Genomic DNA, 24,320 nt, shown 5'->3' with positions numbered 1-24,320 from the left:
CACGGTGACCACATGGTGAGACAGCAGTCCGGGAAGCGGGACGCCGCCGCGGCGGCGCGTATTCTGGGCGGCGGACCTCCGGCGGCCGCCCCGGTCGCGCCGGCCCTCGGCCGGTGCGCGGGGAGTGCGCCCCACCGGCCCCTCGTCCCAGGACCCGACCAAGGAGACGCAGCCGCGCCATGCCCCACCTCCGCTCCCGCACCTCGACCCACGGCCGGAACATGGCCGGCGCCCGCGCCCTGTGGCGGGCCACCGGCATGGGCGACGACGACTTCGGGAAGCCGATCATCGCGATCGCCAACTCCTACACGCAGTTCGTGCCGGGCCACGTGCACCTCAAGGACATGGGCGACCTCGTGGCCTCCGCGATCCGGGAGGCCGGGGGCGTGGCCAAGGAGTTCAACACCATCGCGGTCGACGACGGCATCGCGATGGGCCACGACGGCATGCTCTACTCGCTGCCCTCCCGCGACATCATCGCGGACTCCGTGGAGTACATGGTCAACGCCCACCGGGCCGACGCCCTGGTGTGCATCTCCAACTGCGACAAGATCACCCCGGGCATGCTGCTGGCCGCGCTGCGGCTGAACATCCCGGTGGTCTTCGTCTCCGGCGGGCCCATGGAGTCCGGCGAGGCCGTCGAGGGCGTCGTGGAGCACCGCCTGGACCTGGTGGACGCCATGTCCATGGCCGTCGACGAGTCCGTCACCGACGAGCAGCTGGGCCAGATCGAGCGCAACGCCTGCCCCACCTGCGGGTCCTGCTCGGGCATGTTCACCGCCAACTCCATGAACTGCCTCACCGAGGCCCTGGGGCTGTCCCTGCCCGGCAACGGCACCACGCTGGCCACCCAGGTGGCCCGCAAGGAACTGTTCCTCGAGGCCGGCCGCCGGGTGGTGGACCTGTGCTGCCGCTACTACGAGCAGGACGACGAGTCCGTGCTGCCGCGCAACGTCGCCACGAAGGCCGCCTTCGAGAACGCCATGGCCCTGGACATCGCGATGGGCGGGTCCACCAACACGATCCTGCACATCCTCGCCGCCGCCCAGGAGGGCGAGGTGGACTTCACCCTCCCGGACATCGACGCCCTGTCCCGGCGGGTGCCCTGCCTGTGCAAGGTCGCCCCGAACTCCACGAAGTTCCACATCGAGCACGTCCACCGCGCCGGCGGGATCCCCGCGATCCTCGGCGAGCTGCGCCGCGCGGGGCTGCTCAACGAGGACGTGCACACTGTGCACGCCCCGGACCTGGCCACGTGGCTCGACGAGTGGGACATCCGCAGCGGCCGGTCCTCGGAGCGCGCCCGGAAGCTCTTCCACGCCGCCCCCGGCGGCGTGCGCACCACCCAGGCCTTCTCCACCGCCAACGAGTTCGAGTCCCTGGACACCGACGCCGCCGACGGCTGCATCCGCTCCGTGGAGCACGCCTACACGGCGGACGGCGGCCTGGCGATCCTCTACGGCAACATCGCCGAGGACGGGGCGGTGATCAAGACCGCCGGCATCGACGAGGAGCTCTTCCACTTCGTCGGCAAGGCCTTCGTGGTGGAGTCCCAGGACGAGGCCGTGTTCGAGATCCTCTCCAAGAACGTGCAGCCCGGCGACATCGTGGTCATCACCCACGAGGGCCCCAAGGGCGGGCCCGGGATGCAGGAGATGCTCTACCCCACCTCCTACCTCAAGGGCCTCGGCCTGGGCCGGGAGTGCGCGCTGATCACCGACGGCCGCTTCTCCGGCGGCACCTCCGGCCTCTCGATCGGGCACATCTCCCCGGAGGCCGCCGCCGGCGGCGCCGTGGGGCTCATCGAGACCGGCGACGAGATCGAGATCGACGTCGCGCAGCGGGTGCTGCGGGTCAACGTCGACGACGCGACGCTCGCCGCCCGGCGCCAGGCCAGGGGCCCGGCGCCCTGGTACCCCACCAAGCCGCGGGAGCGGCAGGTCTCCAAGGCCCTGCGCGCCTACGCCTCCATGGTCACCTCCGCGGACAAGGGCGCGGTGCGCGTGATCTGACCCCTCCCACCCCCACCCCGCCCCGTCCGCGAGGTTGCGGCCGACGGCGACCGGGCGCCGTCCGGTCGCCGTCGGCCGCAGCCTCGGCGCAGGGGGAGGGGCAGGGGGAGGGGCAGGGGAGGGGTCGAGACGCCCATCACTTCCACTAGAGTTCCGTCGGGGCGCGCAACCGCTGCGTCCTGACCGTTCACGCGGGTCCGCAAAGATCCCTGCCGAGGCACCGCGTCGTCACAGTTCGGAGCTGGAATGGAACTCGTCACCGACCTCGTCGGCACCCTCGGCGGCTGGGTGTGGAACGTGGTCTTCGCCATCCTCATCGGAGTGGGCCTGTACCTGACCGCGCGCACCGGAGTGGTGCAGCTGCGGCTCGTCCCGGAGATGTTCCGGGTGCTCAACGACAAGCCCGGCATGGCCGAGGACGGCAAGAAGGGCATCTCCGCCTTCCGCGCCTTCACCGTCTCCGCCGCGGCCCGCGTGGGCACCGGCAACATCGCCGGCGTCGCAATCGCCATCAGCCTGGGCGGACCGGGCGCCGTCTTCTGGATGTGGGTGATCGCCGGCATCGGCGCGGCCAGCGCCTTCGTGGAGTCCCTGCTGGGCCAGCTCTACAAGATCAAGGCGCCCACCGGCTACGTGGGCGGGCCCGCCTACTACATGGAGCGGGGCATCGGGGCGCGCTGGATGGGGCTGCTCTTCGCCGTGGTCATCACCCTCACCTACGGGTTCGTGTTCAACTCCGTGCAGTCGAACTCCATCGTGGACGCCCTGGGCGGGTCCCTCGGCGTCGACATCGCCGCGGCGGACGCGCTGTGGTTCCGGATCCTCGTCGGCGCCGTGCTCGTGGGACTGACCGCCGCGATCATCTTCGGCGGGATCCGCCGCATCTCGGCCGTCTCCGAGGTGGTCGTCCCGATCATGGCCGTGCTCTACGTCCTGCTCGGCCTGCTCGTGGTCGTGCTCAACATCGGCGAGATCCCGGCCGTCCTGGGCCAGATCCTCCAGGGCGCCTTCGGCATCCGGGAGTTCGTCACCGGCGGGCTGATCGGCGTCATCATCCAGGGCATGAAGCGCGGCCTGTTCTCCAACGAGGCCGGCATGGGCTCGGCCCCCAACGCGGGGGCCACCGCGTCGGTCTCCCACCCGGCCAAGCAGGGCTTCCTGCAGGCGCTCGGGGTGTACTTCGACACCTGGCTGATCTGCTCGATCACGGCGTTCATCGTGCTGCTGTCCGATCCCGAGTTCGGCGGCCGGGAGGGTGCCTCCCTCACCCAGTCCGCGCTGGCCCTGCAGCTGGGCGGCTGGGCGGTGCACTTCCTCACCGTGGCGATCTTCCTCTTCGCCTTCACCTCCGTGATCGGCAACTACTACTACGGCGAGTCCAACATCCGCTTCCTCACCGGCTCGCCCGCGGCGATGACCGCCTACCGTGTGCTCGTGCTGGTGTTCGTCTTCGCCGGCGCCGTGCTGGCCCTGGACCTGGTCTGGTCCCTGGCCGACCTCTTCATGGCGGTCATGGCCACGATCAACCTCGTCGCCCTGGTGCTGCTGGCCGGGGTGGCCGTGCGCGTGCTCAAGAATTACGAGGCCCAGCGCAAGCAGGGGCTGGAGCCGGTGTTCCACAGCGGCGACGTCCCCGGGCTGTACGGGCTCGGGGCGTGGGACGGCACCGACGTGGTGACCACCCGCGCGTACTGGGACGACCTGGCGGCCGAGCGCGTCCGCTGAGCCGATCCACTGAGCCGGTCCGCTGAGCCGGTCCGCCGAGCTCGTCCGGCGCGGGCGCCCCGCATGGTGCCGTCCGCGCCGGACGCTCTACAGTGACAGCATGGAATCTCGAACCCAGATGACCGCCGCGGAACTCCGACAGCTCCAGGCCCCGCTCAAGGACCGCTACCGGGCGGAGCCCGAGGCGGCCCGCACGCCCCTGCACTCCCACGGGGACTTCCGGGACCCCGGCCTGACCTGCACGGTGGACACCTGGGCGGGCCCCGTGCGCGGCGGCCCGCACGCCGCCACCGGCGGTGACGGCAGCGACGCCTGCTCCGGGGACATGCTCCTGGACGCGCTCCTGGCCTGCGCCGGGGTGACGCTGCGCAGCGTCGCCACCGCCATGGGCGTGGAGGTGCGCTCGGCCGAGCTGACCGCCGACGGCATGTTCGACGCCCGCGGCACCCTGGGCGTCGACCGCGCCGTGCCCGTCGGGGTCCAGGACGTCGTGGTGACCGCCCGGGTGGACGCGGACCTCGACGACACCGCCCTGGAGCGCCTCGCGCGCGCCACGGAGCGGTACTGCGTGGTCAGCCAGAGCCTCAAGGCCGACGTGACGTTCGTCCTCGAGCGCGTGTAGCGACCGGCCCCTCGGGACGGGAACGGCCCCGGAAGCTCCAGGCTTCCGGGGCCGTTCCGCGTGCCCGGACAGGACGTGCCCGGACAGGACGTGCCGGGACAGGACGTGCCGGGGCAGGACCGGTCAGGACAGGACCTGCCGCTTCGCCGAGATGACCCCGGTGTTGAAGCCGGCCAGGTGGAGGCCGCCGTGGAAGCGTGCGTGCTCGATCTTCAGGCAGCGGTCCATGACCACGTCGAGCCCTCCCTCCTCGGCGATCCGTGCGGCCTCCTCGTGCCAGGAGCCCAGCTGCAGCCACAGGGTCTTCGCCCCGACGGCCACGGCGTCGCGCGCCACGTCGGGAAGGTCGTCGTGGCGCCGGAAGGCGTCGACGAGGTCGGGAGTCTCCGGCAGGTCCGCCAGGGACGGGTAGACGGGCCGGCCCATGATCTCCCGCAGCACCGGGTTGACGAAGTACACCCGGTACGGCGAGGAGGACAGCAGGTAGGTGGAGACGAAGTAGGAGGCGCGGGAGGGCTTGTCCGACGCCCCGACGATGGCGATCGACTCCGTGCCGCGCAGCAGGCTCAGCCGTTCGGGGGCGCTCGGGCCCTGCCAGGTGCGGGTCTCGGCGGTCATCGGAGTGCTCCTTCGACGGTCGGGGCGGACTCCCGGGCGAGCCCGGTGGCCGCGGAGAGGGCCTGGTCGAGGTCCCAGAGGATGTCCTCGGCGTCCTCGATGCCCACGGAGATGCGGATGAGGTCCTCGGACACCCCGCCCACCTCCAGCTGCTCGGGACTGAGCTGCTGGTGCGTGGTGGAGGCCGGGTGGAGCACGAGGGTGCGGGCGTCGCCGATGTTGGCGAGGTGGCTGGCCAGCTGCAGGTTCTCGATGAACCGCTCGCCGACCTGCCGCCCGGTGAGCTCGCCGGTGGCCGTCACGCCGAACGAGAAGACGGAGCCCACGCCCAGCGGCAGGTACTTCCGGGCCCGCTCGTGGTGCGGGTGGCCGGGCAGCCCCGCGTAGTTGACGTAGGAGACCCGCGGGTCCTCCGCCAGCCACTGCGCCACCGCCGCGGCGTTGGCCAGGTGGGCGTCCATGCGCTGCGGCAGCGTCTCGACGCCCTGCAGCAGGTTCCACGCCGACTGCGGGGACAGCGCCGGGCCGATGTCCCGCAGCTGCTCCGAGCGCAGCTTGGTCAGGAAGCCGTACTCGCCGAAGTTCTCCCACCAGGAGACGTTGTTGTAGGAGGGCACCGGCTCGGTCATGGACGGGAAGTTGCCGTTGCCCCAGTCGAAGCGCCCGGACTCGACGACGACGCCGCCCAGCGTGGTGCCGTGGCCGCCCAGGAACTTGGTGGCCGAGTGGATGACGATGTCCGCGCCGTGCTCCATCGGGCGGATCAGGTACGGCGGGGTCATCGTGGCGTCGACCACGAGCGGGACGCCGGCCGCGTGGGCCACGGCCGCCAGGCCCTCGAGATCGGCGACCTCCCCGGAGGGGTTGGCGACGACCTCGGTGTAGACGGCCTTGGTGCTCGGCCGCAGCGCCGCACGGTAGTCCTCCGGGTCCGTGCCGTGCACGAACGTGGTGTCCACGCCGAAGCGGCGCAGCGTGACGTCGAGCTGGGTGACGGTCCCGCCGTAGAGCTGACCGGCCGCCACGATGTGGTCGCCCGCCTGGGCGAGCGCGGCGAAGGTCAGGAACTCGGCGGCCATCCCGGAGGCGGTGGCCACGGCACCGATGCCCCCCTCCAGGGAGGCGATGCGCTCCTCGAACGCGGCGACGGTGGGGTTGCCGATGCGGGAGTAGATGTTGCCGTACTTCTGCAGGGCGAACAGGTTGGCGGCGTCGTCGGCGTCCTTGAAGACGAACGAGCTGGTCTGGTAGATCGGGACCGCGCGGGCGCCGTGCTCGGCGTCGGGGGTGCCCCCGGCGTGCAGGGCGCGGGTGCGGAACCCGAACTGGTGGTCGGCCATGGGAAGGACTCCTCGTGCGAGTGGTGCCGCTGGTCGGTCCCGGGCGGAGAGGGGTCCCGGCGGGTGCCGGGAGTGCGCTGCTCCATCGGTCCTGGCGGTAGCACCGTGCGGCCTGCGACGTCGACCACGGTTGCTGCGGCGTCGTCGATCCAGGTCTCTCGGCCGCTCGGGATGGCTGCCCTCCATTCTGCGGCTCCGGGTGCCGGAGCGCCAGCCGGGCCCCGGGGAGATCCCGGCGGGCTATGCTCGGCACCAGTCGTGGAGCGCAGCCGCCTCCGCGGTCCCGACGACGCTGCGGAGGAATCCTGTGACCGGCACACGGCAGTACACCATCGACGTCATCGCCGGCGACGGCATCGGCCAGGAGGTCATGCCCGCCGCGCTGCGCTGCGTCGACGCCCTGGCGGACGCGCACGGCTTCACGGTGCGCTGGCGCGAGCGGGACTGGGGCTCGGACCACTACCGGGCGCACGGGAGGATGATGCCGGCCGACGGCATCGCGCAGCTGGCCTCCGGGGACGGCGTCCTGCTCGGCGCGGTCGGCGCCCCGGACATCCCCGACGACGTGACCCTGTGGGGGCTGCTGATCCCGATCCGCCGGGAGTTCCACCAGTACGTCAACCTCCGGCCGATCCGGATCCTGCCCGGCGTCACCTCGCCGCTGCGCGGACTGGACGAGCTGGACCTGGTCGTCGTCCGGGAGAACATCGAGGGGGAGTACTCGGAGGTCGGCGGCCGGCTCTACCGGGGCCGGCCCGAGGAGATGGCCGTCCAGGAGTCCGTGTTCACCCGGGCGGGGGTGACCCGGATCGCCCGCTACGCGGCCGAGCTGGCCCAGCAGCGCTCCGGCCGGCTCGTCTCGGCCACGAAGTCCAACGGGATCATCCACACCATGCCGTTCTGGGACGAGGTCGTGGAGGCCACGGTGGCCGAGTACCCGGGCGTGACGGTCGAGAAGGTGCTCATCGACGCGCTGGCCGCCCGGATGGTGCTCAAGCCGCGCAGCGTCGACGTGGTCGTGGCCTCCAACCTCTTCGGCGACATCCTCTCCGACCTGGCGGCCGGGGCCGCCGGGTCCATCGGGGTGGCGCCCAGCGCCAACCTGAACCCGGAGAAGACCCACCCGTCCATGTTCGAGCCGGTGCACGGCTCCGCCCCCGACATCGCCGGGCAGGGCATCGCGAACCCCGTGGGCACGATGTGGGCCGCCGCCATGATGCTGGACCACCTGGGCGAGGAGGAGGCGGCCCGGCACCTCGAGTCGGCCTTCGAGCAGGCCATGGCCGGCGGCACCCTGACCGGGGACCTGGGCGGCACCGCGAGCACCGAGGAGTTCACCCGGGCCGTGCTGGCCCGCTGCGCCACGGCCCCGTAGCCGAGGGCCTCGCAGCCCGGGGCCGTGCGGCTCGGCGTCGTCCAGCGCAGCGCCGTGCGGCTTCCGGGCCCGGGAGGGTCCGGGCCGGCGGAGCCCCGTGGCCCGGCGGTGCCGGGCCACGGGGCGGCTCAGATCACCAGGCCCAGGGCGAACGGGCCGATGAGCACCGTGAAGAGCGTGATGAGGATGACGCCCACGATGTTGAGCACCACGCCGCCGCGGACCATCTCGGTGATCTTGACCTGGCCGGTGGCGTAGACGATGGCGTTGGGCGGGGTGCCCACCGGGAGCATGAAGGCGCAGGTGGCCGCCAGCGCCGCGGGGATCAGCAGCGTCATCGGGTCCACGCCGATGCCCACCGCGACCCCGCCCAGGATCGGGATGAAGGTGGCGGCGGTGGCGGTGTTGGAGGTGATCTCGGTCAGCAGCAGCACGATGAGCACGACCGCGGCCAGCAGCAGGATGATCGGCAGGGCGCCGAGGCCGGTGACCTGGGCGCCGAACCAGGCGTCCAGGCCGGTGCCGGCCACCGCGGCGGCCAGGGACAGGCCGCCGCCGAAGAGCAGCAGCACGCCCCAGGGCAGGCCCTCCTCGGCGTCCTTCCACTCCAGGGTCATGTTGCCCTGCTTGTCCCCGGGCAGCAGGAAGAGCAGCACGCCGGCGCCGATGGCCACCACCGTGTCGTCGAAGAGCTCCAGGAAGGGCAGCTGCTCGCCGAGATCGCCGATCCCGGAGAGCAGCCCGGGCACGATCCAGAAGAACGCCGCGGTGACGAACACGCCCAGCACGATCTTCTCGCCCTGGCTCATGGGGCCCAGCGCGGCGATCTCGCGGTTGATCAGCTCCTTGCCCCCGGGGACCTCCTCGAGGTGGAAGCGGAACAGAACCCGGGTGAGCAGCCACCAGGACAGTCCGATGAAGACGATCACGATCGGCACCCCGAGCATCATCCACTGGGCGAAGCCCACGGTGCGGCCCAGCTCCTCGCTGATGTAGCCGGCCACGATCGCGTTGGGCGGGGAGCCCAGCAGGGTGCCCAGCCCGCCGATGGTCGCGGACCAGGCGATCGACAGGACCAGGGCCACGCCGAACAGACGCACGTCGCGGTCGTCGATGACGTCGCTGATGGCCTGGCCGGAGCGGATGTCCTCGGTCATGGCCGCGGACTCGGCCCGGGTGCCGGCGTGCTTGGAGTTCTCGACCACCAGGGTCAGCACGGACAGCCCGATGGGCAGCATCATCAGGGTGGTCGCGGTGTTGGAGACCCACATGGACAGGAACGCCGTGGAGATCATCAGGCCCAGGATGATCTGCCGCGGGTGGGTGCCCACCCGGCGCAGGGTCAGCAGGGCGATGCGGCGGTGCAGGTTCCACTTCTGCATGGCGATCGCGATCAGGAACCCGCCCAGGAACAGGAACACGATGGGGTTGGCGTAGGGGGCGGTGACCTCGGAGACCTCCAGGGCGGTGAGCACCGGGAAGATCACGATCGGCAGCAGCGAGGTCACCGACAGGGGCATGGACTCGGTCATCCACCACACGGCCATCAGCGTGGCCACCGCACCCACCACGCGGGCGTCGGCGGAGATGTCCGCCCCGCCCAGCAGGAACCAGACGACGAGGGCCAGCAGCAGCCCCAGCCCGCGCAGCAGCCACGTGCGGGCCGGGGCCCGGGCGGGCTCGCGGTCCTCCGGCTCGTGGTCGAACTCACCTTGTTCGGGGATGACACCCCGGGACTGATCGCTCACGTGCTCCACCTCACACTCCGTCGTGTCGTGCTCGTGAACGTAGCAGTCGGACCCCGGGGGAACAAGGCCATCGTGAACGTGTCAGTCGCCGTCCGGAGCCCGCCGCGGGAAGCGGTTGCGCAGGTTCTCCCGCGCCACCGCCGAGAGGTTCTCGATCGGCAGCCCGGCCGGGCAGACCTCCACGCAGTCGCCCAGCAGGGAGCACGGGCCGAACTCGTCCTCCGCTGCGGCCAGCACCTTGGAGGAGCGCTCCCGGCGCTCGGCGTCGTTCGTGGCCAGCGGCGGCAGCTCCCGCAGCATGGTGCCCACGAACAGCTGCCCCGAGCCGTTGGGGCAGGAGGAGATGCACGCCCCGCAGCTGATGCAGCCGCCGTTGGCCAGCGCCTTCATCGCCACGGGGAACTTGGCCGCCTTGGCCACCCGGCGCAGCGCCTTCTTGTCCACCGAGAGGTCCTGCTTCACGGGCAGGGACGCCGCCTGCAGCGGCTCGATGCGCACGCGGTCCCCGTCCCGGTAGGCGCCCAGGTGCTGCATGCAGCTGGCCGCGTTGCGCTCGGGGCCGTGCGCCACGCCGTCGACCGTCACCCCGCACTTGCCGCACACGCCCTCGCGGCAGCCGTCGTCGAAGGCGATGGGCTCCTCGCCGGCGGCCTCCCGCTGGGCGTTGATCCGGTCCAGGAGCTCCAGCACGGTCATCTCCGGGCCGGCGTCCGGGACCACGTGGGTCGCGAAGTGCCCGGGCTCGTCCGGAGAGGGCTGGCGCCACACGTCCACGGTCAGGGAGAAGGTGCTCACTCGCTCGGGTCCTTGTCGTCTGGGGGTCGTCCGGGAAGGGGGTCAGCGGACCGCGCGCGTCAGCACGGCCACCGGGATCGTGGTGTTGCCGACGGCCACCGCGGCGCCGAAGGCGTTGGCGCCGATCCGCAGCCGCCGCTGGGTGCGCCGGTCGCTGCCCGCCCCGATGTCGTTGGCGATCTCCGGGATGCCGTGCACCAGGTGCGCGGCCAGCGCGGCCATCGACACGGCGTACGCGACCGCCACGGGCGGCCGGGACAGGCTCGCGACGAGGTTGGCGTAGGCGCTGCCGTGCGCGAAGTCCCGGGACGCGGCGGGACGGGTCCCCGTCGTCAGGTCCAGGACGTGGAAGGCGGTGAACAGGCCCAGCACGCCGCCGGTGCTGCGCATCGAGCGCCGGGCCACCTCCCACGGGGAGCGGCGCCGTCCCCGCGGCCGCCGGGGCCGCCGCGGCAGGAGCGTGCCGTTGGCCCGCCAGGCGCGGGCGGTGAGCATCCCGGCGGCCCCCACGTGCACGGCCAGGCTCGCGGTGAGGACCGCGCGCGCCCCCCAGAGCACGGTGCCGCGCGGCAGCACGGGAGCCCCGGCGGTGCGGAGGAACTCGGCGTAGGCGTTGAACTTCTCCTCGCCCTGGTAGACCTTCAGGTTGCCGAGCATGTGCACCAGCACGTAGCCGGAGAACACGGCGCCGGACCCGGCCATCCCCAGCTTGAGGTCGGTGCTGGACAGCTCGGGCAGGGCGGCCGGGACGGGGATCCGGGGCAGCTCCGCCAGGGGGCGGCGCCGGTCCGGGGCGGGGGTCGTGGGGGAGGGGCTCACAGTGTTCATCCTAGGAGTCGGGCGCGGGGCTGGTCACACGGCTCAACCTGGGGTCATCCGGCTTGACGGCGCGGGGCCGGGCACCCCGGCGGCTCAGCCGCGCGCCGCCAGCACCTCGGCGATGCGCTCGAGCGCCTCCTCGTTCTGCAGGGAGGAGCGGTCGCCGAGCGGCTCGCCCTCCCACAGCTGCGCGAGGAGCCGGCGGGTGATCTTCCCGGAGCGGGTCTTCGGCAGGTCCGGGACCGCCACGACGGCCCGCGGCTTGGCGATCGGGCCGATCTCGCGGGCCACGTGCTCCCGCAGGGTCGCGGTCAGCTCGTCCGCCGGCACCCGCTCGGCCTCGGGCGTCAGCACGACGTACGCGAGCACCGCGTGCCCGGTCAGCTCGTCGCGCACGGGCGCGGCCCCGGCCTCCACGACCCACGGGTGGGTGACGAGGGCCGACTCGATCTCGATGGTCGACAGCCGGTGACCGGAGACGTTGATGACGTCGTCGACCCGGCCCAGGATGTAGATGTCGCCCTCCTCGTCGCAGCGGGCGCCGTCCCCGGCGAGGAACCAGCCCTGCTCGGCGTAGGCCTGCCAGTAGGAGGACAGGTAGCGCTGCGGGTCGCCCCAGACGGTGCGCGCCATCGACGGCCCCGTCCGGTCGACGACGACGAAGCCCTGCACCCCGGGCGGGACCGTCGCCCCGGCCTCGTCGACCACGCGGGTGGAGAGCCCCGGGACCGCGCGGGTGGCGCAGCCGGGCTTGAGGGCGGTGTGCGGGGCGCCGTCGTCGAACGTCCCCGGGGGCGCGAACTGCGGGTCGTGCGGGCGCGGGGACATCACGGTGGCACCGGTCTCGGACTGCCACCACGTGTCCACGAACGGCACCTCGTCCCGGCCCAGCTGCGCGCGCAGCCAGCGCCAGGCCTCCGGGTTGACCGACTCGCCCACGGAGCCGAGCAGTCGGACGGAGTTGAGGTTGTAGAGCGGGGGGACGCCCTTCGGGAACGCGCCCATGAGGGAGCGGATCAGGGTGGGCGCCGTGTAGTAGGTGGTGACCCCGTAGCGCTCGATCACCTCGAAGTGCCGGCCCCAGTGCGGGGTGTTCGGGGTGCCCTCGTAGATCACCTCGGACACGCCGTTGACCAGCGGGCCGTAGATCTCGTAGGTGTGCGCGGTGACCCAGGCGAGGTCGGCGGTGCACCAGTGCACGGTCGAGTCGACCTTGGCGGGGTCGTTGACGGTGGACAGCTCGTCGGGCCGCAGCCGGCCCTCGTCGTCGCGCACGTCCGGCAGGAGGTCGAAGAGCAGGGCGTGGGTGTAGGCGGCCTGCACCAGGTAGCCGCCCATGGTGTGCACCAGGCCCTTGGGGCGGCCGGTGGTGCCGGAGGTGTAGATGATGAACAGCGGGCTCTCCGCGTCGAAGGCCTCGGCCTCGTGCACGTCGGGCTGCTCGGCCACCAGCTCGTGCCACCACACGTCGCGCCCGCGCGTCCACGGGACCGCGTCCTCCTCCTTGGAGTGCGTCCCCCGGGTCCCGCGCGGCAGGTCGCTGCGGCCCGGCCGGGAGGTGCGGCGCACCACGACGACGTGCTCGATCGCGTTGTCCCCGCTGCACGCCTCGTCGGCGACGGCCTTGACGGGCACCACGGCCCCGCGCCGGTGCTGCCCGTCCGTGGTCACGAGCACCTTCGCCCCGGTGTCCTCGACGCGGAACCGCAGGGCCTCGGCGGAGAACCCGCCGAAGACCAGCGAGTGCACGGCGCCGATCCGGGCGCAGGCCAGCGTGATGACGACGGTCTCCGGGATCACCGGCAGGTAGATCACGACCCGGTCGCCCCGCTCCACGCCCAGGGCGAGCAGGGCGTTGGCCGCCCGGGACACCTCGCGCTGCAGGTCCGCGTAGGTGTAGACCAGCCGGTCGCCGGGCTCGCCCTCGAAGTACAGGGCCACGTGGGCGCCGCGGCCCGCCTCGACGTGGCGGTCCACGCAGTTGTGCGCCACGTTGAGCCTCCCGCCCTCGAACCACGCCAGCTCCGGGACCGACCAGGTGGGGTTGCCGTCCGCGTCCTGCCCGATCCGCCGGGGGCCCTCGAACCGGTGCGCCGTGGTCCACGGCCCGGCCCAGTCGAGCCGCGAGGCCTGGCCCTCCCAGAAGGCGACGCGGGCGGCGTCGGAGACCAGGGCCGGGTTCGGGGTGGGGGAGAGCGGGTCGCTCCAGCTGGCGTTCACGGTGCTGCGGTCCTTTCCTGGCGGCACGGGCGTGCCCGGTGTGTGCCCACTGTGCCAGACGGGGATGTCAGGCCCATTTCTTCACGGCCCACTTCTCGAACACGCCGAGCAGCGCGTCGGAGAGCTTGCCGAGCACGGCCAGCAGGACGATCGCCAGCAGCAGGCGGTCGGTGCGGCCGTTGTTCTGCGAGTCGGTGAGGAGGAAGCCCAGCCCCATGGACGCGCCCAGCAGCTCCGCGGCCACCAGGAACAGCCACGCCTGGGCCAGCGCCAGGCGCAGCCCCGAGATGACCGAGGGCATGACCGCCGGCAGCTGCACCGTGGTGAGCAGCCGCAGCCCGTGCACGCCGAAGGCCCGGGCCGCCTCGAGCAGGTTGCGGTCCACGTGCTGCAGGGCGGCCGAGACGGTGGTGTAGACGGGGAAGAACGCCCCGATCGCCACCAGCGTCACCTTGGAGTCCTCGCCGAGGCCGATCCACAGCAGCAGCAGAGGCACCCACGCCAGCGAGGGCACCGCGCGGAAGGCCCCGATCGTGGGGCCCACCAGCGCGGAGCCCCAGCGGGAGAGCCCGATGAAGGAGCCCGCCGCCAGGCCCAGCCCGGCCCCGATCAGGAAGCCGATGAGCACCCGCTGGGCGGAGATGCCCACGTGCGTCCACAGCTCGCCCCGGGACAGCAGGTCGGCCCCCGCGGCCAGGACCGCCAGCGGGGCGGGCAGCTGGACGGCGCTGAAGACCCCCGCGGTGGACAGCACGTGCCACAGCACCAGCAGCGCCGCGGGCAGGAGCAGGCCGAGCCCCGCGCGCAGCAGGGGACGGCGGCGGGGCTCCGCGACGGGGGTGGGCGCCGCGCCCGGGTCGTCGGCGCCGACGGCGTGCTCGGCGCCGACGGTGTCCCCGGACGGGCTCAGCGGCGACGTCACTGCCCGGCCTCCGCGCCCTCGGCGGCCTCGGCCACCCGGGCGGCGTCGGCGTCCTCGGCGTAGGAGCTCTCCACGATGCCGGCCAGGGCCTCGTCGATCTGCTCCTGGCCGGGCACGTCACCGGAGTCCACGAAGATCGGGCCGACCTTCTCGAGCACGGCCAGCTGCTGCTCGCCGGGCACGTGGTCGATGTCCAGGTGGGTCCGCTCGAGCACCTGCTCGGCCACGGACAGCTCGATCCCGGCCGCGTCGGCGAGCAGCTGCGCAGTCTCCTCCGGGTGGGCCAGTGCCCAGTCCCGGGCGTAGGCGTAGACGTCCACCACGGTCTGCGCCGCCTCGGGCTGCTCCTCGAGGAAGTTCTCGTGCGCGTTGAGGAAGCCGTAGGTGTTGAAGTCCACGTTGCGGTAGAACAGCTCGGCGCCGTTCTGCTCCGCCGCGGCCATGATCGGGTCCAGCCCGGACCAGGCGTCCACCTGGCCGTTCTCCAGCGCCGAGCGGCCGTCGGCGTGCTGCAGGTTCTGGATCGTGACGTCGGCCGGGTCCACCCCGCCCTCCTCGAGGGCCTGGAGCAGGAAGAAGTAGGGGTCGGTGCCCCTGGTGGCGGCCACGGTGCGGCCCTCGAGGTCGGCCACCGACGCCACCCCGGTGCCCGGGGTGGTGACGAGCGCGGACCACTCCGGCTGCGAGTACAGGTCGATCACCTTGATCGGGGTGCCGTTGCTGCGGGCCAGCAGCGCCGCGGAGCCGGCGGTGGAGCCGACGTCGACGGCCTCGGCGCGCAGCGCCTCGTTGGCCTTGTTCGAGCCCGCGGACTGCACCCACTCGACCTCGGTGCCCTCCTCGGCGAAGGCGGCCTCGAGCCAGCCCTTCTCCTTGATCACCACGGAGAGCGGGTTGTAGGTCGCCCAGTCGACCGTGACCTTCTCGGCGGCCTGGGCCTCGCCGGAGCCTTCCCCGGCCATGCAGCCGGTCAGGGACAGGGCCAGGACGGCGGCGAGGGCGGGGACCGTGCGGGCGGGGCGCGGGGACAGCGGCATGGTGGGGCCTTTCGTGGTGGGGTGGGCGTGCCGGGCGGAGCCGGCGCGGCGCAGGGCCGCGCCGCGCTCCGGGGAGCGGGGCGGGATCAGCGGGTCGCGGGGTGGTGGGCGTCGACGCCCAGGTGGCCGAGCAGCTGGACCCGCAGCTCGGCGAGGACCTCGGAGGCCCGGTCCCGGGGGCGGTCGCCGGGCACGAGGAGCACTGTGCTGATCGACGCGGGGGCGGTGGGGCCGGTGCGGCCCAGGACCACGATCCGGTCGGCCAGCTGCAGCGCCTCGTCGACGTCGTGGGTCACCAGCAGGACGGTGGTCGGCTGCGCGGCGTGGACGGTGAGCAGGAGGTCCTGCATCCGCAGCCGGGTCAGGGCGTCGAGCGCGCCGAAGGGCTCGTCGAGCAGCAGCACGCCGGGGTTGCGGGCCAGCGCCCGGGCCAGCGCCGCGCGCTGGGCCATGCCGCCCGAGATCGCCCGGGGGCGGTGGTGGGCGTGGGCGGTCAGCCCGACCAGGCGCAGCAGGTCGTCGATCACGGCGTCGGCCTCGGCCCGGCCCACCCCGGAAGGCAGCCCCAGGCGGACGTTCTCGCGCACGGAGCGCCACGGCAGCAGCCGCGGCTCCTGGAAGGCCACGGCGCAGCGCGGGTCGATGCCGGAGACCGGGGTGCCGTCGATGAGCACCCGGCCCGCCGAGGCGGTGTCCAGGCCGGCGGCGGCCCGCAGCAGCGTGGACTTGCCGCAGCCCGAGGGCCCCAGGATGGCCAGGACCTCGCCCGGCCGGGCGGTGATGTCGACGTCGTGCAGGACGTGGTGGCTGTGCCCGCCGGACGGGAAGGCCTTGCCGACGTGCTCGAACGCCACCGAGTAGGCGCGCTTCGTGGTGGCCGGTGCGGTGGCGGTGGACGGTGCAGAGCCCAGCAGAGACGTGCCCATGATCAACTCCATCGGTCCTGGCATTAGCACCTCGCACGGGGATCGGACGGATCCGTGCCGGTTGCTGCGACGTCGACGAGCCAGGTCTCTCAGCCGCTCCGGATGGTTACCGCCCCATTGAACGTGCTCCGCGGGCCGCCTGGCAAATCGCTCCGCGGGCCGTCATGGTCGAAAACGGTGGCACGCCGCGCCCTCGTGCCGCACCATGGACCCATGACGAGCCGGAACACCTCCACCCGGGCGGACCTGGTCCGGGACGCCTGCACGGCGTTCGCGGCGGTCCTCGACGGGCTCGGTGACGACGACTCCTGGGCACCCACCGGCTGTCGCGGCTGGTCGGTGCGGGACCTCGCCCACCACTGCGCCGCGGACGCGGTGCGCGGGCTGGTCGCCCTGCACACGCCCACCACGGCCCGCCCGGACCGGGACGCCGCCACCTACTGGGCGGACCGGGGCGCGGATCCCGCGGCCGCCGCCGAGGACCGGCGCCGCACCCGGGCGGCGGCCAGCCTGTACCCGGACTGGGAGGAGCTGCGGGGGCACTACCGGGAGTCCGCGCGGGCGCTCGTGCACGCGGCGGAGCGCTGCCGGCCCGGCGGGACGGTCCGCACCCAGGGCCACGTGCTCCGGGTGGACGATCTCCTGAGCACCCTGGCGGTGGAGGCCACGGTGCACCACCTGGACCTCATCGAGCACCTGGAGGGCTGCCCGGGGCCGGCGGTGGACGGGCTCGCCGAGGTCCGCCGGGTCCTCACCGACCTGTGGGAGCGGGAGCCGCCCGAGCACTGGAGCGACGAGCACTTCGCCCGGGTGGGCACCGGCCGCGCGGCCCTGCCCGCCCAGGACCGGGTGCAACTGGGCCCGGAAGCCGACCTCCTCCCCCTCTTCTCCTGACCCCTCCGCCCGTCCTCCGCCGAGGTCGCACGTTCCGGCGACCCGCGATCGGTGGCCGGGACGTGCAACCTCGGGACACGGTGGGGCGCGCTCGGGACGTGAGCGGCGGGTTCGTGCCAGGGTGGGCACATGAGCCGCAACGATCCCGCCGCGATCGACCGCCTGATGACACAGCCCGGACGGTGGGCCGTGGTGGGGCTGACCGGGAACACGGCCCGGCCCGCGCACTCGGTCGCGAAGCGCATCCGGGACGACCTCGGCATGACGATCGTGCCGGTCAGCCCGAAGGGCGAGGTGGTGCACGGGGAGCCTGGCTACCGCACGCTCGCCGAGGTCCCGGGGCGGATCGACGTGGTGGACTGCTTCGTCAACTCCCGCCGCGTCGGAGCGGTCGTGGACCAGGCCATCGCCGCCGGCGCGGGCGCCGTGTGGCTGCAGCTGGGCGTCGTGGACCACGAGGCCGCGGCCCGCGCCGCCGCTGCCGGGCTCGACGTGGTGATGGACACGTGCCCGCTGATCGAGCTCGGGGCGCGGCTGCGGCAGGGCTGGACGCTGGACCCGCGGCGCACCCCGCCGCTCGCGCCGCGGGCCTGAGCTCCTCCCACGATCCTGCCGCGCACCGGGAGCACGAGGGGTTGCCCCGCGTGCGGGGGGAGCCGCTAAGCTGGTCCGCGACGACGATGACGAGTCCCGACGCGAAGCTCTGGCTGGTCGGGCGGCAACCCTCTCCCGTAGCGGGGTGCCCCAGATGAACATCGGGCCGCGGTGCACACGCGCCGTGGCAAGTACGGCGCCCACGAGTGCGTCGGACCCGCGAGCAGGTCTTCACGACGCACGGGCGCGGGTCGGTGATCGACCCTGGAGGTCCCTGTGAGCAAGCGCATCGCCCTGAACGCCTTCGACATGACCTGCGTGGGGCACCAGGCCCCGGGCCTGTGGAAGCACCCGCGCTCCCGCGCCGACGAGTACAACACCCTCGAGTACTGGACGGACGTCGCCCAGGTCCTGGAGAAGGGCCTGTTCGACGCGATGTTCCTCGCCGACGTGGTCGGCTACTACGACGTCTACCAGAACTCCGCGGCGCCGGTGATCAAGGACGCCACCCAGATCCCGGTCAACGACCCGTTCATGCAGATCTCCGCGATGGCGGCCGTGACGAAGCACCTCGGCTTCGGGGTGACCAGCGCGATCACCTACGAGCAGCCGTACCCGCTGGCGCGGAAGTTCGCGACCCTCGACCACCTGACCAAGGGCCGGATCGGCTTCAACGTGGTGACGTCCTACCTGAAGTCCGCGGCCGAGAACCACGGGCTGACGGAGCAGATCTCCCACGACGAGCGGTACGAGATCGCCGAGGAGTTCATGGAGGTCTGCTACAAGCTGTGGGAGGGGTCCTGGGAGGACGGCGCGGTCAAGCGCGACCGCAAGAACGGGATCTTCGCCGACCCGTCCCTCGTGCACCCCATCCAGCACCACGGCAAGTACTTCGACGTGCCGGGCATCGGGCTGACCGAGCCGTCCCCGCAGCGCACCCCGCTGATCTTCCAGGCCGGTGCCTCCTCGCGCGGCCGCGCGTTCGCCGGGCGGCACGCGGAGGCGGTGTTCGTGGGCGGCATCCGCCCGGACCTCACCCGCGTGGTCACCGACAAGCTGCGCGACGAGGCCGAGGCCCAGGGCCGGGGGCGGGACGACCTCAAGATCTTCGCCATGCTGCACGTGATCGTCGACGAGACCGACGCGAAGGCCGAGCAGAAGCGCCGCGACTACGAGCAGTACGCCGACGCCGACGGCGCCCTGGGTCTCGTGGGCGGCTGGTCCGGGGTGGACCTGGGCCGCTACGACGAGAACGACGTGCTGGAGTACATCAAGACCGACTCCATCCAGTCCTTCCTCACCCCGTTCACCACCGCGGACCCGAAGAAGAAGTGGACCGTCAAGGAGGTCGCCAAGCACATCTCGATGGGCGGGATGGGCGTACCGATCGTCGGGTCCCCGCAGACGGTGGCCGACGAGCTGGAGCGGTGGATCGACGAGGGCGGCCTGGACGGCATCAACCTCGCCTACCACGTCTCCCCGGGCTCGTTCGAGGACTTCGTGGAGTGGGTCGTGCCGGAGCTGCAGAAGCGCGGCCGCTACCGCACCGCCTACGAGGGCACCACGCTGCGCGAGAACGTCTACGGCGCCGGGCAGACCAAGGTGCTCGACACCCACCCGGCCGCGCGGTACCGCGGCGCCTACGCCGGCAAGCCGTCCGCCGCGGACACCCCCGCCCGCGACCTGGTGTCCTGACCCGTTCGTGACTGCGTTGTCCCGCGGCATTTGACGTCGCGCGGCAGCGCAGTACGCTGGTGGTACCAAGCATGCTTTCCATGAACGTCCGCCCCTCCGGGATCCGTACCCGGATCACCGCAGACACCAAGGAAGCGAGGCACCACCATGACCACCCCCGCCGCCCGGCCGGAGCACCGCACCAGCCGCCGCTCGCCCGTCCAGATCGCCGCCCTGCTGTACGGAGCGGTCTTCCTGCTCGTGGGCGTGGCAGGCTTCATCCCCGGACTCACCACGAACTACGACCAGCTCATGGTCGCCGGCCACCAGTCCGAGGCGATGCTCCTGGGCATCTTCCAGGTCTCCTGGCTGCACAACATCGTCCACCTGCTCTACGGTGTGGCCGGCCTCGCCCTGGCCCGCTCCGCCTCCGGGGCCCGCAACTACCTGCTGTGGGGCGGTCTGGTCTACCTGGTCCTGTGGATCTACGGCCTGCTCGTGGGCCCGGAGTCGCAGGCGAACTTCGTGCCCCTGAACACCGCCGACGACTGGCTGCACCTGGTGCTGGGCGTGACCATGGTGGGCCTGTCCTTCCTGCGCCGCGACACCCACGACCGCAGCGCCACGCGCAACACCACCGGCCCGGCCTACTGACCGCTCCGCCGCACCGGCAGCGCAGCACGGTGCGCGGAGCAGGCGCACCCGGCAGGCCCGCACGGCAACGGCTCCCCCGCTTCGGCGGGGGAGCCGTTGCCGTGCGGGCCGGTCAGCCGGCCGGGGCGGCGCGCCAGCGCAGCAGGGCCGCCACGTCCGTGCTGTCCGGCAGGGCGCCGGGCGGCACGAAGACCGGGCGGCCGTCGGTCAGCACCGCGGCGCGGACCAGCGCGGCGTCGGCGGGGACCCGGCCGAGCACGCGGGCGCCCACGGCCTCCGACTCCGTCACGGCGACCCACGGCTCGGCGTCCAGCGCGAGCAGCTCCTGCTCCGCGTCCAGGTGGGTGTCGTCGATCAGCAGCGTCTCGGCCTGCGCCTGCTGGAGCGCCGAGACCACCGGTTCGATCCCGGACACCGCGGTGGGGTCCGGGCGGCCCTGCTGCTCGGCCAGCCGCTCGAGCAGCTCGTGCTGCCGGTGGGCGATGACCTCCGCGACGCGCCCCTCGACCTGGTGGGCGAAGGCGGCGGACTGGCTGCCCTCGGCCCGGGTGTTCGCGTCCACAACGCTCACCAGGGCCCGGGTGGCCTTCGACAGCTGATCCTCGACGAGGCCCCGGGCCCGCAGGTCCCCGGCCAGGACGACGAGCTGCGCCCCGCTCTCGGCCACGACCTTGTCGATCTGCTCGGCGACCTGCTCCGTGTTGCGCCGCCACACGTCCTCGGTGTGCCGCTGCCAGCGACCCTGCGACCAGCCGCCGCCGGGGAACTTCTTCAGGTGCTCGGTCTCGCCCTCGATCTGCTGCTCGTCCAGGGCGCGGGCCCGGCTGGCGTACTCCAGGCAGATCTCGCCGCCGTCCCGCCCCACCTCGGCCACCACGTAGGGGAAGTCGTCCGGACGGTGCCGGAACAGGGGAGTGAGGTCGGGCACCTCGCCCACCTCGAGCACGCCGCGCCCGGCCAGGGGGCCGGGGAGGACCTCGTCGATCTCCACGGCGCCGTCGCGCACCAGCAGATAGCGGCACACCGGGTCCGGCACGCCCTCCGCCGGGCGCACGGCGGCCTCCACCGCGGCGAGATCGGCCTTGGACGCCCCCTGCTGCTCCAGCTCCCGGCAGATGTTCTCCGGCAGGACGTCGATCGCGTGCAGCGAGTCGACCGTGCCCGTGCTGATGTCCGTGTACACGGTGCACCAGGGACCTGTGCTCTTGAACAGTTCGGCGTAGCGGTGGAATCGACTCGTCATGATGGACAACTCCTGCTGTTGGGCGGTGCTTCCTGTGGTGCAGACCACGTTATCGGACGCCCAAGGGGCTGGGAACAGCGGCCGGGCCGAGTAGGGTCGGACGCACGCGACCGGTCGCCCGACCGGTGGCTCCATCGGTCCCACGACGCAGGAGGAAGCCATGAGCGACGCACCCGGTTCGAGCAGCGAGTACAACGAGGCCGACCGGCTCGAGCAGTCGATCGACGCCGAGCCGCCCGAGATGGACGACCAGGACGTCGAGGCGTCGGCGCACAGGCCCGACCGCTCGGAGGCGTCCTCCCTCGAGGCGAATCCCGCCGACCTCGAGGAGCAGGACCGCGAGGTCGCGCTCGAGGAGCCGGTCGAGGGGTCGACGCTCGAGGAGATCTGAGCCCCGTGCCGCGCGGGCCCGCCCGGCCGTTCCCGCGGACGGCCCCCGGCGGGCGCCGCGGCGGGGCGCGGCTCAGACCGCCGACCAGCCGCCGTCGGAGGGCAGGACGACACCGTTGACGTTGGACGCGTCGTCGCTGGCGAGGAAGACGATGACGGCGGCCACCTGCTCGGCCGTAGCGGTGTAGGGCACGTTCTGCAGGAACGCCCCCATCCGCCCGGGGAACAGCTCCGAGTCCATGGGCGCCTCGATGCCGGTCGCGGTCGCGCCGGGAGCCACGGCGTTGGTGCGGATGCCGTCGGCCGCGTGCATGAGGGCGGTGTTGCGGGTCAGCCCCACCACCGCGTGCTTCGAGGCCGTGTAGGCGGCGCCGGCGGCGGAGCCGCGCAGGGAGGCCTCGGAGGCCACGTTGACGATCGCCCCGCGGCCGGAGGCCCGCAGCAGCGGGATCGCGGCCCGGGTCAGCCGCATCACCGCGACGACGTTGACGGCGAAGACCCGGTCCCAGGTCTCGTCGTCGACCTCGGCGACGGACTCGAACCGGTCCATGATCCCGGCGTTGTTGACGAGCACGTCCAGCCGGCCCTCCGCGGCCGCGAGCACCCGGCCCACCGCGCCCTCCTCGGTGAGGTCGGCCACCACGGGGAACAGCGGCAGGAGGGGGTCGTCCGCCACCAGGTCCTCCAGCCGGCGCGCCGAGGAGTCCACCACCACGACCGTGGCCCCCTCCCGGGCGAGCCGGAGCGCGGTGGCGCGCCCGATCCCGGAGCCCGCCCCGGTGACGACGGCGGTGCGGGCGGTGAAACGCTGGTCGTCCACGGTGGCTCCTGCTGCTCGGCGGGCGGACGGGGAGCGCCCCCGGGCGGGCCGCGGTGACGCCCTCCCATTCTGGGGCGGCGGGGGGCGGAGAAGAATCTCTCGGAAAAAATGTGACCTGCTGCATCCGCCAGAGGGTTCCCGCCGGTAGTACGGGTGCAAGGTCGATCCCGCTTCCGCCAGGGAGCCCGTTCAAGGAGCACACACCATGCGCAAGACCCTTTCCGCCGCCGCAGTCCTCGGCCTCGGTGCCGGCGCCCTCACCATGACCCCGGCGTTCGCCGCCGAGCACGCGGAGCTCTCCGTGCTGCACGGGGTCCCGGACACCGTCGTGGACGTGTACGTCAACGGCGAGCTGACCCTGGACGACTTCGAGCCGGGCACCCTGGCCGGCCCGCTGGAGCTGCCCGCCGGCAGCTACGACCTGGCGATCACCGCCCCGGACGCCGCGGACGCCTCGGCGCCGATCATCGGTCCCGTCACCGCGGACCTGCAGACCGGGATGAGCTACACGGCCGCGGCCCACCTGGACGCGGAGGGCAACCCCACGGCCGCCCTGTTCACCAACGACATGTCCGAGATCGAGGCCGGCAAGTCCCAGCTGACGGTCCGGCACGTGGCCGCGGCCCCGGCCGTGGACGTGCTGGCCGGTGGCCAGCCGGTCATCAGCGGCCTGGAGAACCCGAACGAGGAGTCCCTGACGGTCGACGCGGGCACGGTCTCCGCGTCCGTGGCCGCCGCCGGCACCACCGAGCCGGTCATCGGCCCGGCCGACCTCGAGCTGGCCGAGGGCACCCACAACATCGTGTACGCGTGGGGCTCCCTCGAGGCCGGGAACCTGGCCCTCGCCGTCCAGACCCTCGAGGGCATGGAGCAGGCGCCCGGGGCCGTGCCGGGCGGCCAGTCCGGCCTGGCGGCGCAGGAGCAGGGCACCATGCTCACCGCCGGCCTCGCGGCCGCCGGTGCGCTGGGGCTGATCGGCGCGGCCTACGGCGCCCGCCGGGTGCTCGCGGGGAACCGCCGGTAGTGAACCGCCCCGGCAGCCACGGCCCGGGCGCGCGGCAGGCTGCGGCCCACCGCGCGCCCGGGCCCGCCACTCCCGGCGCCCGTCGTCGTCGCCTGGCGGCGGCGGGCGCCGGGGCCCTCGCCTCCGTGTCGCTGCTGGTCGCGGCCGCCGTCACGGCCCTCCCCGCGGAGGGCGGGCCCCCGCCGTCGGCGCCCCTGGCGGCGGGTCCCTGGACGAGCCCGGCGCCCGTGCCGGTGCCCGCCGCCGACCCGGCGGAGGACGCCGCGGACGGCACCGCGGACGGTGCGGCGCAGGACGCAGCGGCGGCTCGGGCGCAGGACCCGGCGCCGGCGGGCGCGGCGCCCGACCGGGTCCCCGTCGCCCCCGCCACCCAGGCGCCCGGTCCGGACGTCCCCGCCCCCGTGCGGGTGGTGGTGGACGGGTCGCCGATCGACATGCCCGTGGTCCCGGTGGGGATCGAGGACAACGGCGCCATGACCATCCCGGACAACCACGTGGAGCTGGGCTGGTACCGGCACGGGCCGGCCCCCGGCTCGGACGAGGGCGCCGCGGTCGTCGCCGGGCACGTCGACACCCTCACCGAGGTCACGCCGATGGCGCGGCTGAAGGACGTGCCGGTCGGGGCCGAGATCAGGGTGGAGCGCGCCGACGGCAGCGTCCAGCGCTACCGCACCGAGTCCGTCCGGCACATCCACAAGGAGTCGCTCGCGGACGCGGACCTGTTCCGCCGCACCGGCGAGCCCGTGCTCCACCTCGTGACCTGCGGCGGGGAGTGGCTCGAGGACATCGGGGACTACGAGGACAACGTGGTGCTGAGAGCGGTCCCGGTGCCCTGAGGGGTGGGAGGAGGCGATGTCCATGACCGGAT

22 protein-coding genes and 2 riboswitches are annotated in these 24,320 nt (G+C 73.2%); of the genes, 11 read left to right on the top strand and 11 right to left on the bottom strand.

Features of this window, described 5'->3' with window-relative positions:
* Nucleotides 1-179 precede the first annotated feature (179 nt).
* The 3 genes from ilvD (at nucleotide 180) to AYX06_RS07985 (ending at nucleotide 4,359) form a co-directional block, all read left to right on the top strand.
* Nucleotides 180-2,012: a dihydroxy-acid dehydratase gene (gene ilvD / locus AYX06_RS07995; protein WP_062735316.1), complete on the top strand. Its 1,833-nt coding sequence runs from the start codon at nucleotides 180-182 to the stop codon at nucleotides 2,010-2,012.
* Between the two features lie 246 nt (nucleotides 2,013-2,258).
* The gene (locus AYX06_RS07990; RefSeq protein WP_062735315.1) at nucleotides 2,259-3,737 is read left to right on the top strand and encodes an alanine/glycine:cation symporter family protein; all 1,479 of its coding nucleotides are present in this window, start codon (nucleotides 2,259-2,261) and stop codon (nucleotides 3,735-3,737) included.
* A 100-nt stretch (nucleotides 3,738-3,837) separates the two neighbouring features.
* Nucleotides 3,838-4,359: an OsmC family protein gene (locus AYX06_RS07985; RefSeq protein WP_198161420.1), complete on the top strand. Its 522-nt coding sequence runs from the start codon at nucleotides 3,838-3,840 to the stop codon at nucleotides 4,357-4,359.
* Between the two features lie 123 nt (nucleotides 4,360-4,482).
* On the opposite strand, the gene AYX06_RS07980 is transcribed toward AYX06_RS07985, so the two are convergent.
* Together AYX06_RS07980 and AYX06_RS07975 are read right to left on the bottom strand one after the other, a co-directional pair.
* Nucleotides 4,483-4,977, bottom strand: coding sequence for a CoA-binding protein (locus AYX06_RS07980; protein WP_062735313.1), 495 nt, complete (start codon nucleotides 4,975-4,977; stop codon nucleotides 4,483-4,485).
* Nucleotides 4,974-6,317 carry an O-acetylhomoserine aminocarboxypropyltransferase/cysteine synthase family protein gene (locus AYX06_RS07975; protein WP_062735312.1) on the bottom strand — a complete coding sequence of 448 codons (1,344 nt, stop codon included), beginning with the start codon at nucleotides 6,315-6,317 and terminating at the stop codon, nucleotides 4,974-4,976. Before AYX06_RS07975 ends, AYX06_RS07980 begins: the two co-directional genes overlap by 4 nt.
* A gap of 307 nt (nucleotides 6,318-6,624) precedes the next feature.
* On the opposite strand from AYX06_RS07975, the gene AYX06_RS07970 reads away from it, so the two are divergent.
* A complete protein-coding gene (locus AYX06_RS07970; protein ID WP_084271513.1) occupies nucleotides 6,625-7,692 on the top strand; it encodes a tartrate dehydrogenase in 1,068 nt (355 codons plus the stop codon).
* Nucleotides 7,693-7,820: 128 nt separating this feature from the next.
* On the opposite strand, the gene AYX06_RS07965 is transcribed toward AYX06_RS07970, so the two are convergent.
* From AYX06_RS07965 to AYX06_RS07935, 7 genes are all read right to left on the bottom strand, one after another.
* Nucleotides 7,821-9,440 (bottom strand): SLC13 family permease, encoded by a 1,620-nt coding sequence (locus AYX06_RS07965; RefSeq protein ID WP_062736951.1) that lies wholly within the window; start codon nucleotides 9,438-9,440, stop codon nucleotides 7,821-7,823.
* A gap of 81 nt (nucleotides 9,441-9,521) precedes the next feature.
* The gene (locus AYX06_RS07960) at nucleotides 9,522-10,235 is read right to left on the bottom strand and encodes a 2Fe-2S iron-sulfur cluster-binding protein (protein WP_062735311.1); all 714 of its coding nucleotides are present in this window, start codon (nucleotides 10,233-10,235) and stop codon (nucleotides 9,522-9,524) included.
* Nucleotides 10,236-10,277: 42 nt separating this feature from the next.
* A complete protein-coding gene (locus tag AYX06_RS07955) occupies nucleotides 10,278-11,063 on the bottom strand; it encodes a succinate dehydrogenase cytochrome b subunit (RefSeq protein WP_084271512.1) in 786 nt (261 codons plus the stop codon).
* Nucleotides 11,064-11,147: 84 nt separating this feature from the next.
* Entirely contained in the window at nucleotides 11,148-13,274 is a 2,127-nt protein-coding gene (locus AYX06_RS07950; RefSeq protein WP_062735310.1) for an AMP-binding protein, read from the bottom strand.
* A gap of 67 nt (nucleotides 13,275-13,341) precedes the next feature.
* The gene (locus tag AYX06_RS07945) at nucleotides 13,342-14,196 is read right to left on the bottom strand and encodes an ABC transporter permease (RefSeq protein WP_062735309.1); all 855 of its coding nucleotides are present in this window, start codon (nucleotides 14,194-14,196) and stop codon (nucleotides 13,342-13,344) included.
* Nucleotides 14,193-15,233, bottom strand: coding sequence for an aliphatic sulfonate ABC transporter substrate-binding protein (locus AYX06_RS07940; RefSeq protein WP_062735308.1), 1,041 nt, complete (start codon nucleotides 15,231-15,233; stop codon nucleotides 14,193-14,195). Before AYX06_RS07940 ends, AYX06_RS07945 begins: the two co-directional genes overlap by 4 nt.
* An 86-nt stretch (nucleotides 15,234-15,319) precedes the next feature.
* Nucleotides 15,320-16,159, bottom strand: coding sequence for an ABC transporter ATP-binding protein (locus AYX06_RS07935; RefSeq protein WP_062736949.1), 840 nt, complete (start codon nucleotides 16,157-16,159; stop codon nucleotides 15,320-15,322).
* Between the two features lie 5 nt (nucleotides 16,160-16,164).
* Nucleotides 16,165-16,268: riboswitch (SAM riboswitch) on the bottom strand.
* Nucleotides 16,269-16,372: 104 nt separating this feature from the next.
* Here AYX06_RS07935 and AYX06_RS20730 point away from each other — a divergent pair.
* The 4 genes from AYX06_RS20730 (at nucleotide 16,373) to AYX06_RS07915 (ending at nucleotide 19,975) form a co-directional block, all read left to right on the top strand.
* Entirely contained in the window at nucleotides 16,373-17,053 is a 681-nt protein-coding gene (locus tag AYX06_RS20730) for a maleylpyruvate isomerase N-terminal domain-containing protein (protein WP_062735307.1), read from the top strand.
* 129 nt (nucleotides 17,054-17,182) lie between these two features.
* Nucleotides 17,183-17,647: a CoA-binding protein gene (locus tag AYX06_RS07925; protein ID WP_062735306.1), complete on the top strand. Its 465-nt coding sequence runs from the start codon at nucleotides 17,183-17,185 to the stop codon at nucleotides 17,645-17,647.
* An 85-nt stretch (nucleotides 17,648-17,732) separates the two neighbouring features.
* A riboswitch (SAM riboswitch) is annotated at nucleotides 17,733-17,847 on the top strand.
* A gap of 76 nt (nucleotides 17,848-17,923) precedes the next feature.
* On the top strand, nucleotides 17,924-19,342 hold the full coding sequence (locus AYX06_RS07920; RefSeq protein ID WP_147017376.1) for an LLM class flavin-dependent oxidoreductase: 1,419 nt from the start codon (nucleotides 17,924-17,926) through the stop codon (nucleotides 19,340-19,342).
* Nucleotides 19,343-19,489: 147 nt separating this feature from the next.
* The gene (locus tag AYX06_RS07915; RefSeq protein ID WP_062735305.1) at nucleotides 19,490-19,975 is read left to right on the top strand and encodes a DUF4383 domain-containing protein; all 486 of its coding nucleotides are present in this window, start codon (nucleotides 19,490-19,492) and stop codon (nucleotides 19,973-19,975) included.
* Nucleotides 19,976-20,087: 112 nt separating this feature from the next.
* Here the strand turns inward: AYX06_RS07915 and AYX06_RS07910 are convergent, their stop codons facing one another.
* Nucleotides 20,088-21,218, bottom strand: a complete 1,131-nt coding sequence (locus AYX06_RS07910) for a baeRF2 domain-containing protein (RefSeq protein ID WP_062735304.1) — start codon at nucleotides 21,216-21,218, stop codon at nucleotides 20,088-20,090.
* A gap of 160 nt (nucleotides 21,219-21,378) precedes the next feature.
* Between AYX06_RS07910 and AYX06_RS07905 the strand changes: the two genes are divergently transcribed.
* Entirely contained in the window at nucleotides 21,379-21,609 is a 231-nt protein-coding gene (locus AYX06_RS07905) for a hypothetical protein (protein WP_062735303.1), read from the top strand.
* A 72-nt stretch (nucleotides 21,610-21,681) separates the two neighbouring features.
* Here the strand turns inward: AYX06_RS07905 and AYX06_RS07900 are convergent, their stop codons facing one another.
* On the bottom strand, nucleotides 21,682-22,428 hold the full coding sequence (locus AYX06_RS07900) for an SDR family NAD(P)-dependent oxidoreductase (protein WP_062735302.1): 747 nt from the start codon (nucleotides 22,426-22,428) through the stop codon (nucleotides 21,682-21,684).
* 205 nt (nucleotides 22,429-22,633) lie between these two features.
* Between AYX06_RS07900 and AYX06_RS07895 the strand changes: the two genes are divergently transcribed.
* Both AYX06_RS07895 and AYX06_RS07890 read left to right on the top strand, forming a co-directional pair.
* Complete coding sequence (locus AYX06_RS07895) at nucleotides 22,634-23,452, top strand: DUF4397 domain-containing protein (RefSeq protein WP_062735301.1); 819 nt, start codon at nucleotides 22,634-22,636, stop codon at nucleotides 23,450-23,452.
* Nucleotides 23,452-24,288 (top strand): class F sortase, encoded by an 837-nt coding sequence (locus tag AYX06_RS07890; RefSeq protein ID WP_062735300.1) that lies wholly within the window; start codon nucleotides 23,452-23,454, stop codon nucleotides 24,286-24,288. Before AYX06_RS07895 ends, AYX06_RS07890 begins: the two co-directional genes overlap by 1 nt.
* The last annotated feature ends 32 nt before the right edge of the window (nucleotides 24,289-24,320 follow it).

Source organism: Kocuria turfanensis (assembly GCF_001580365.1).
Taxonomy (GTDB): Bacteria; Actinomycetota; Actinomycetes; order Actinomycetales; family Micrococcaceae; genus Kocuria; species Kocuria turfanensis.
Note: the sequence above shows the minus strand (reverse complement) of the source record. Positions and strands in the feature narration are given on the sequence as shown.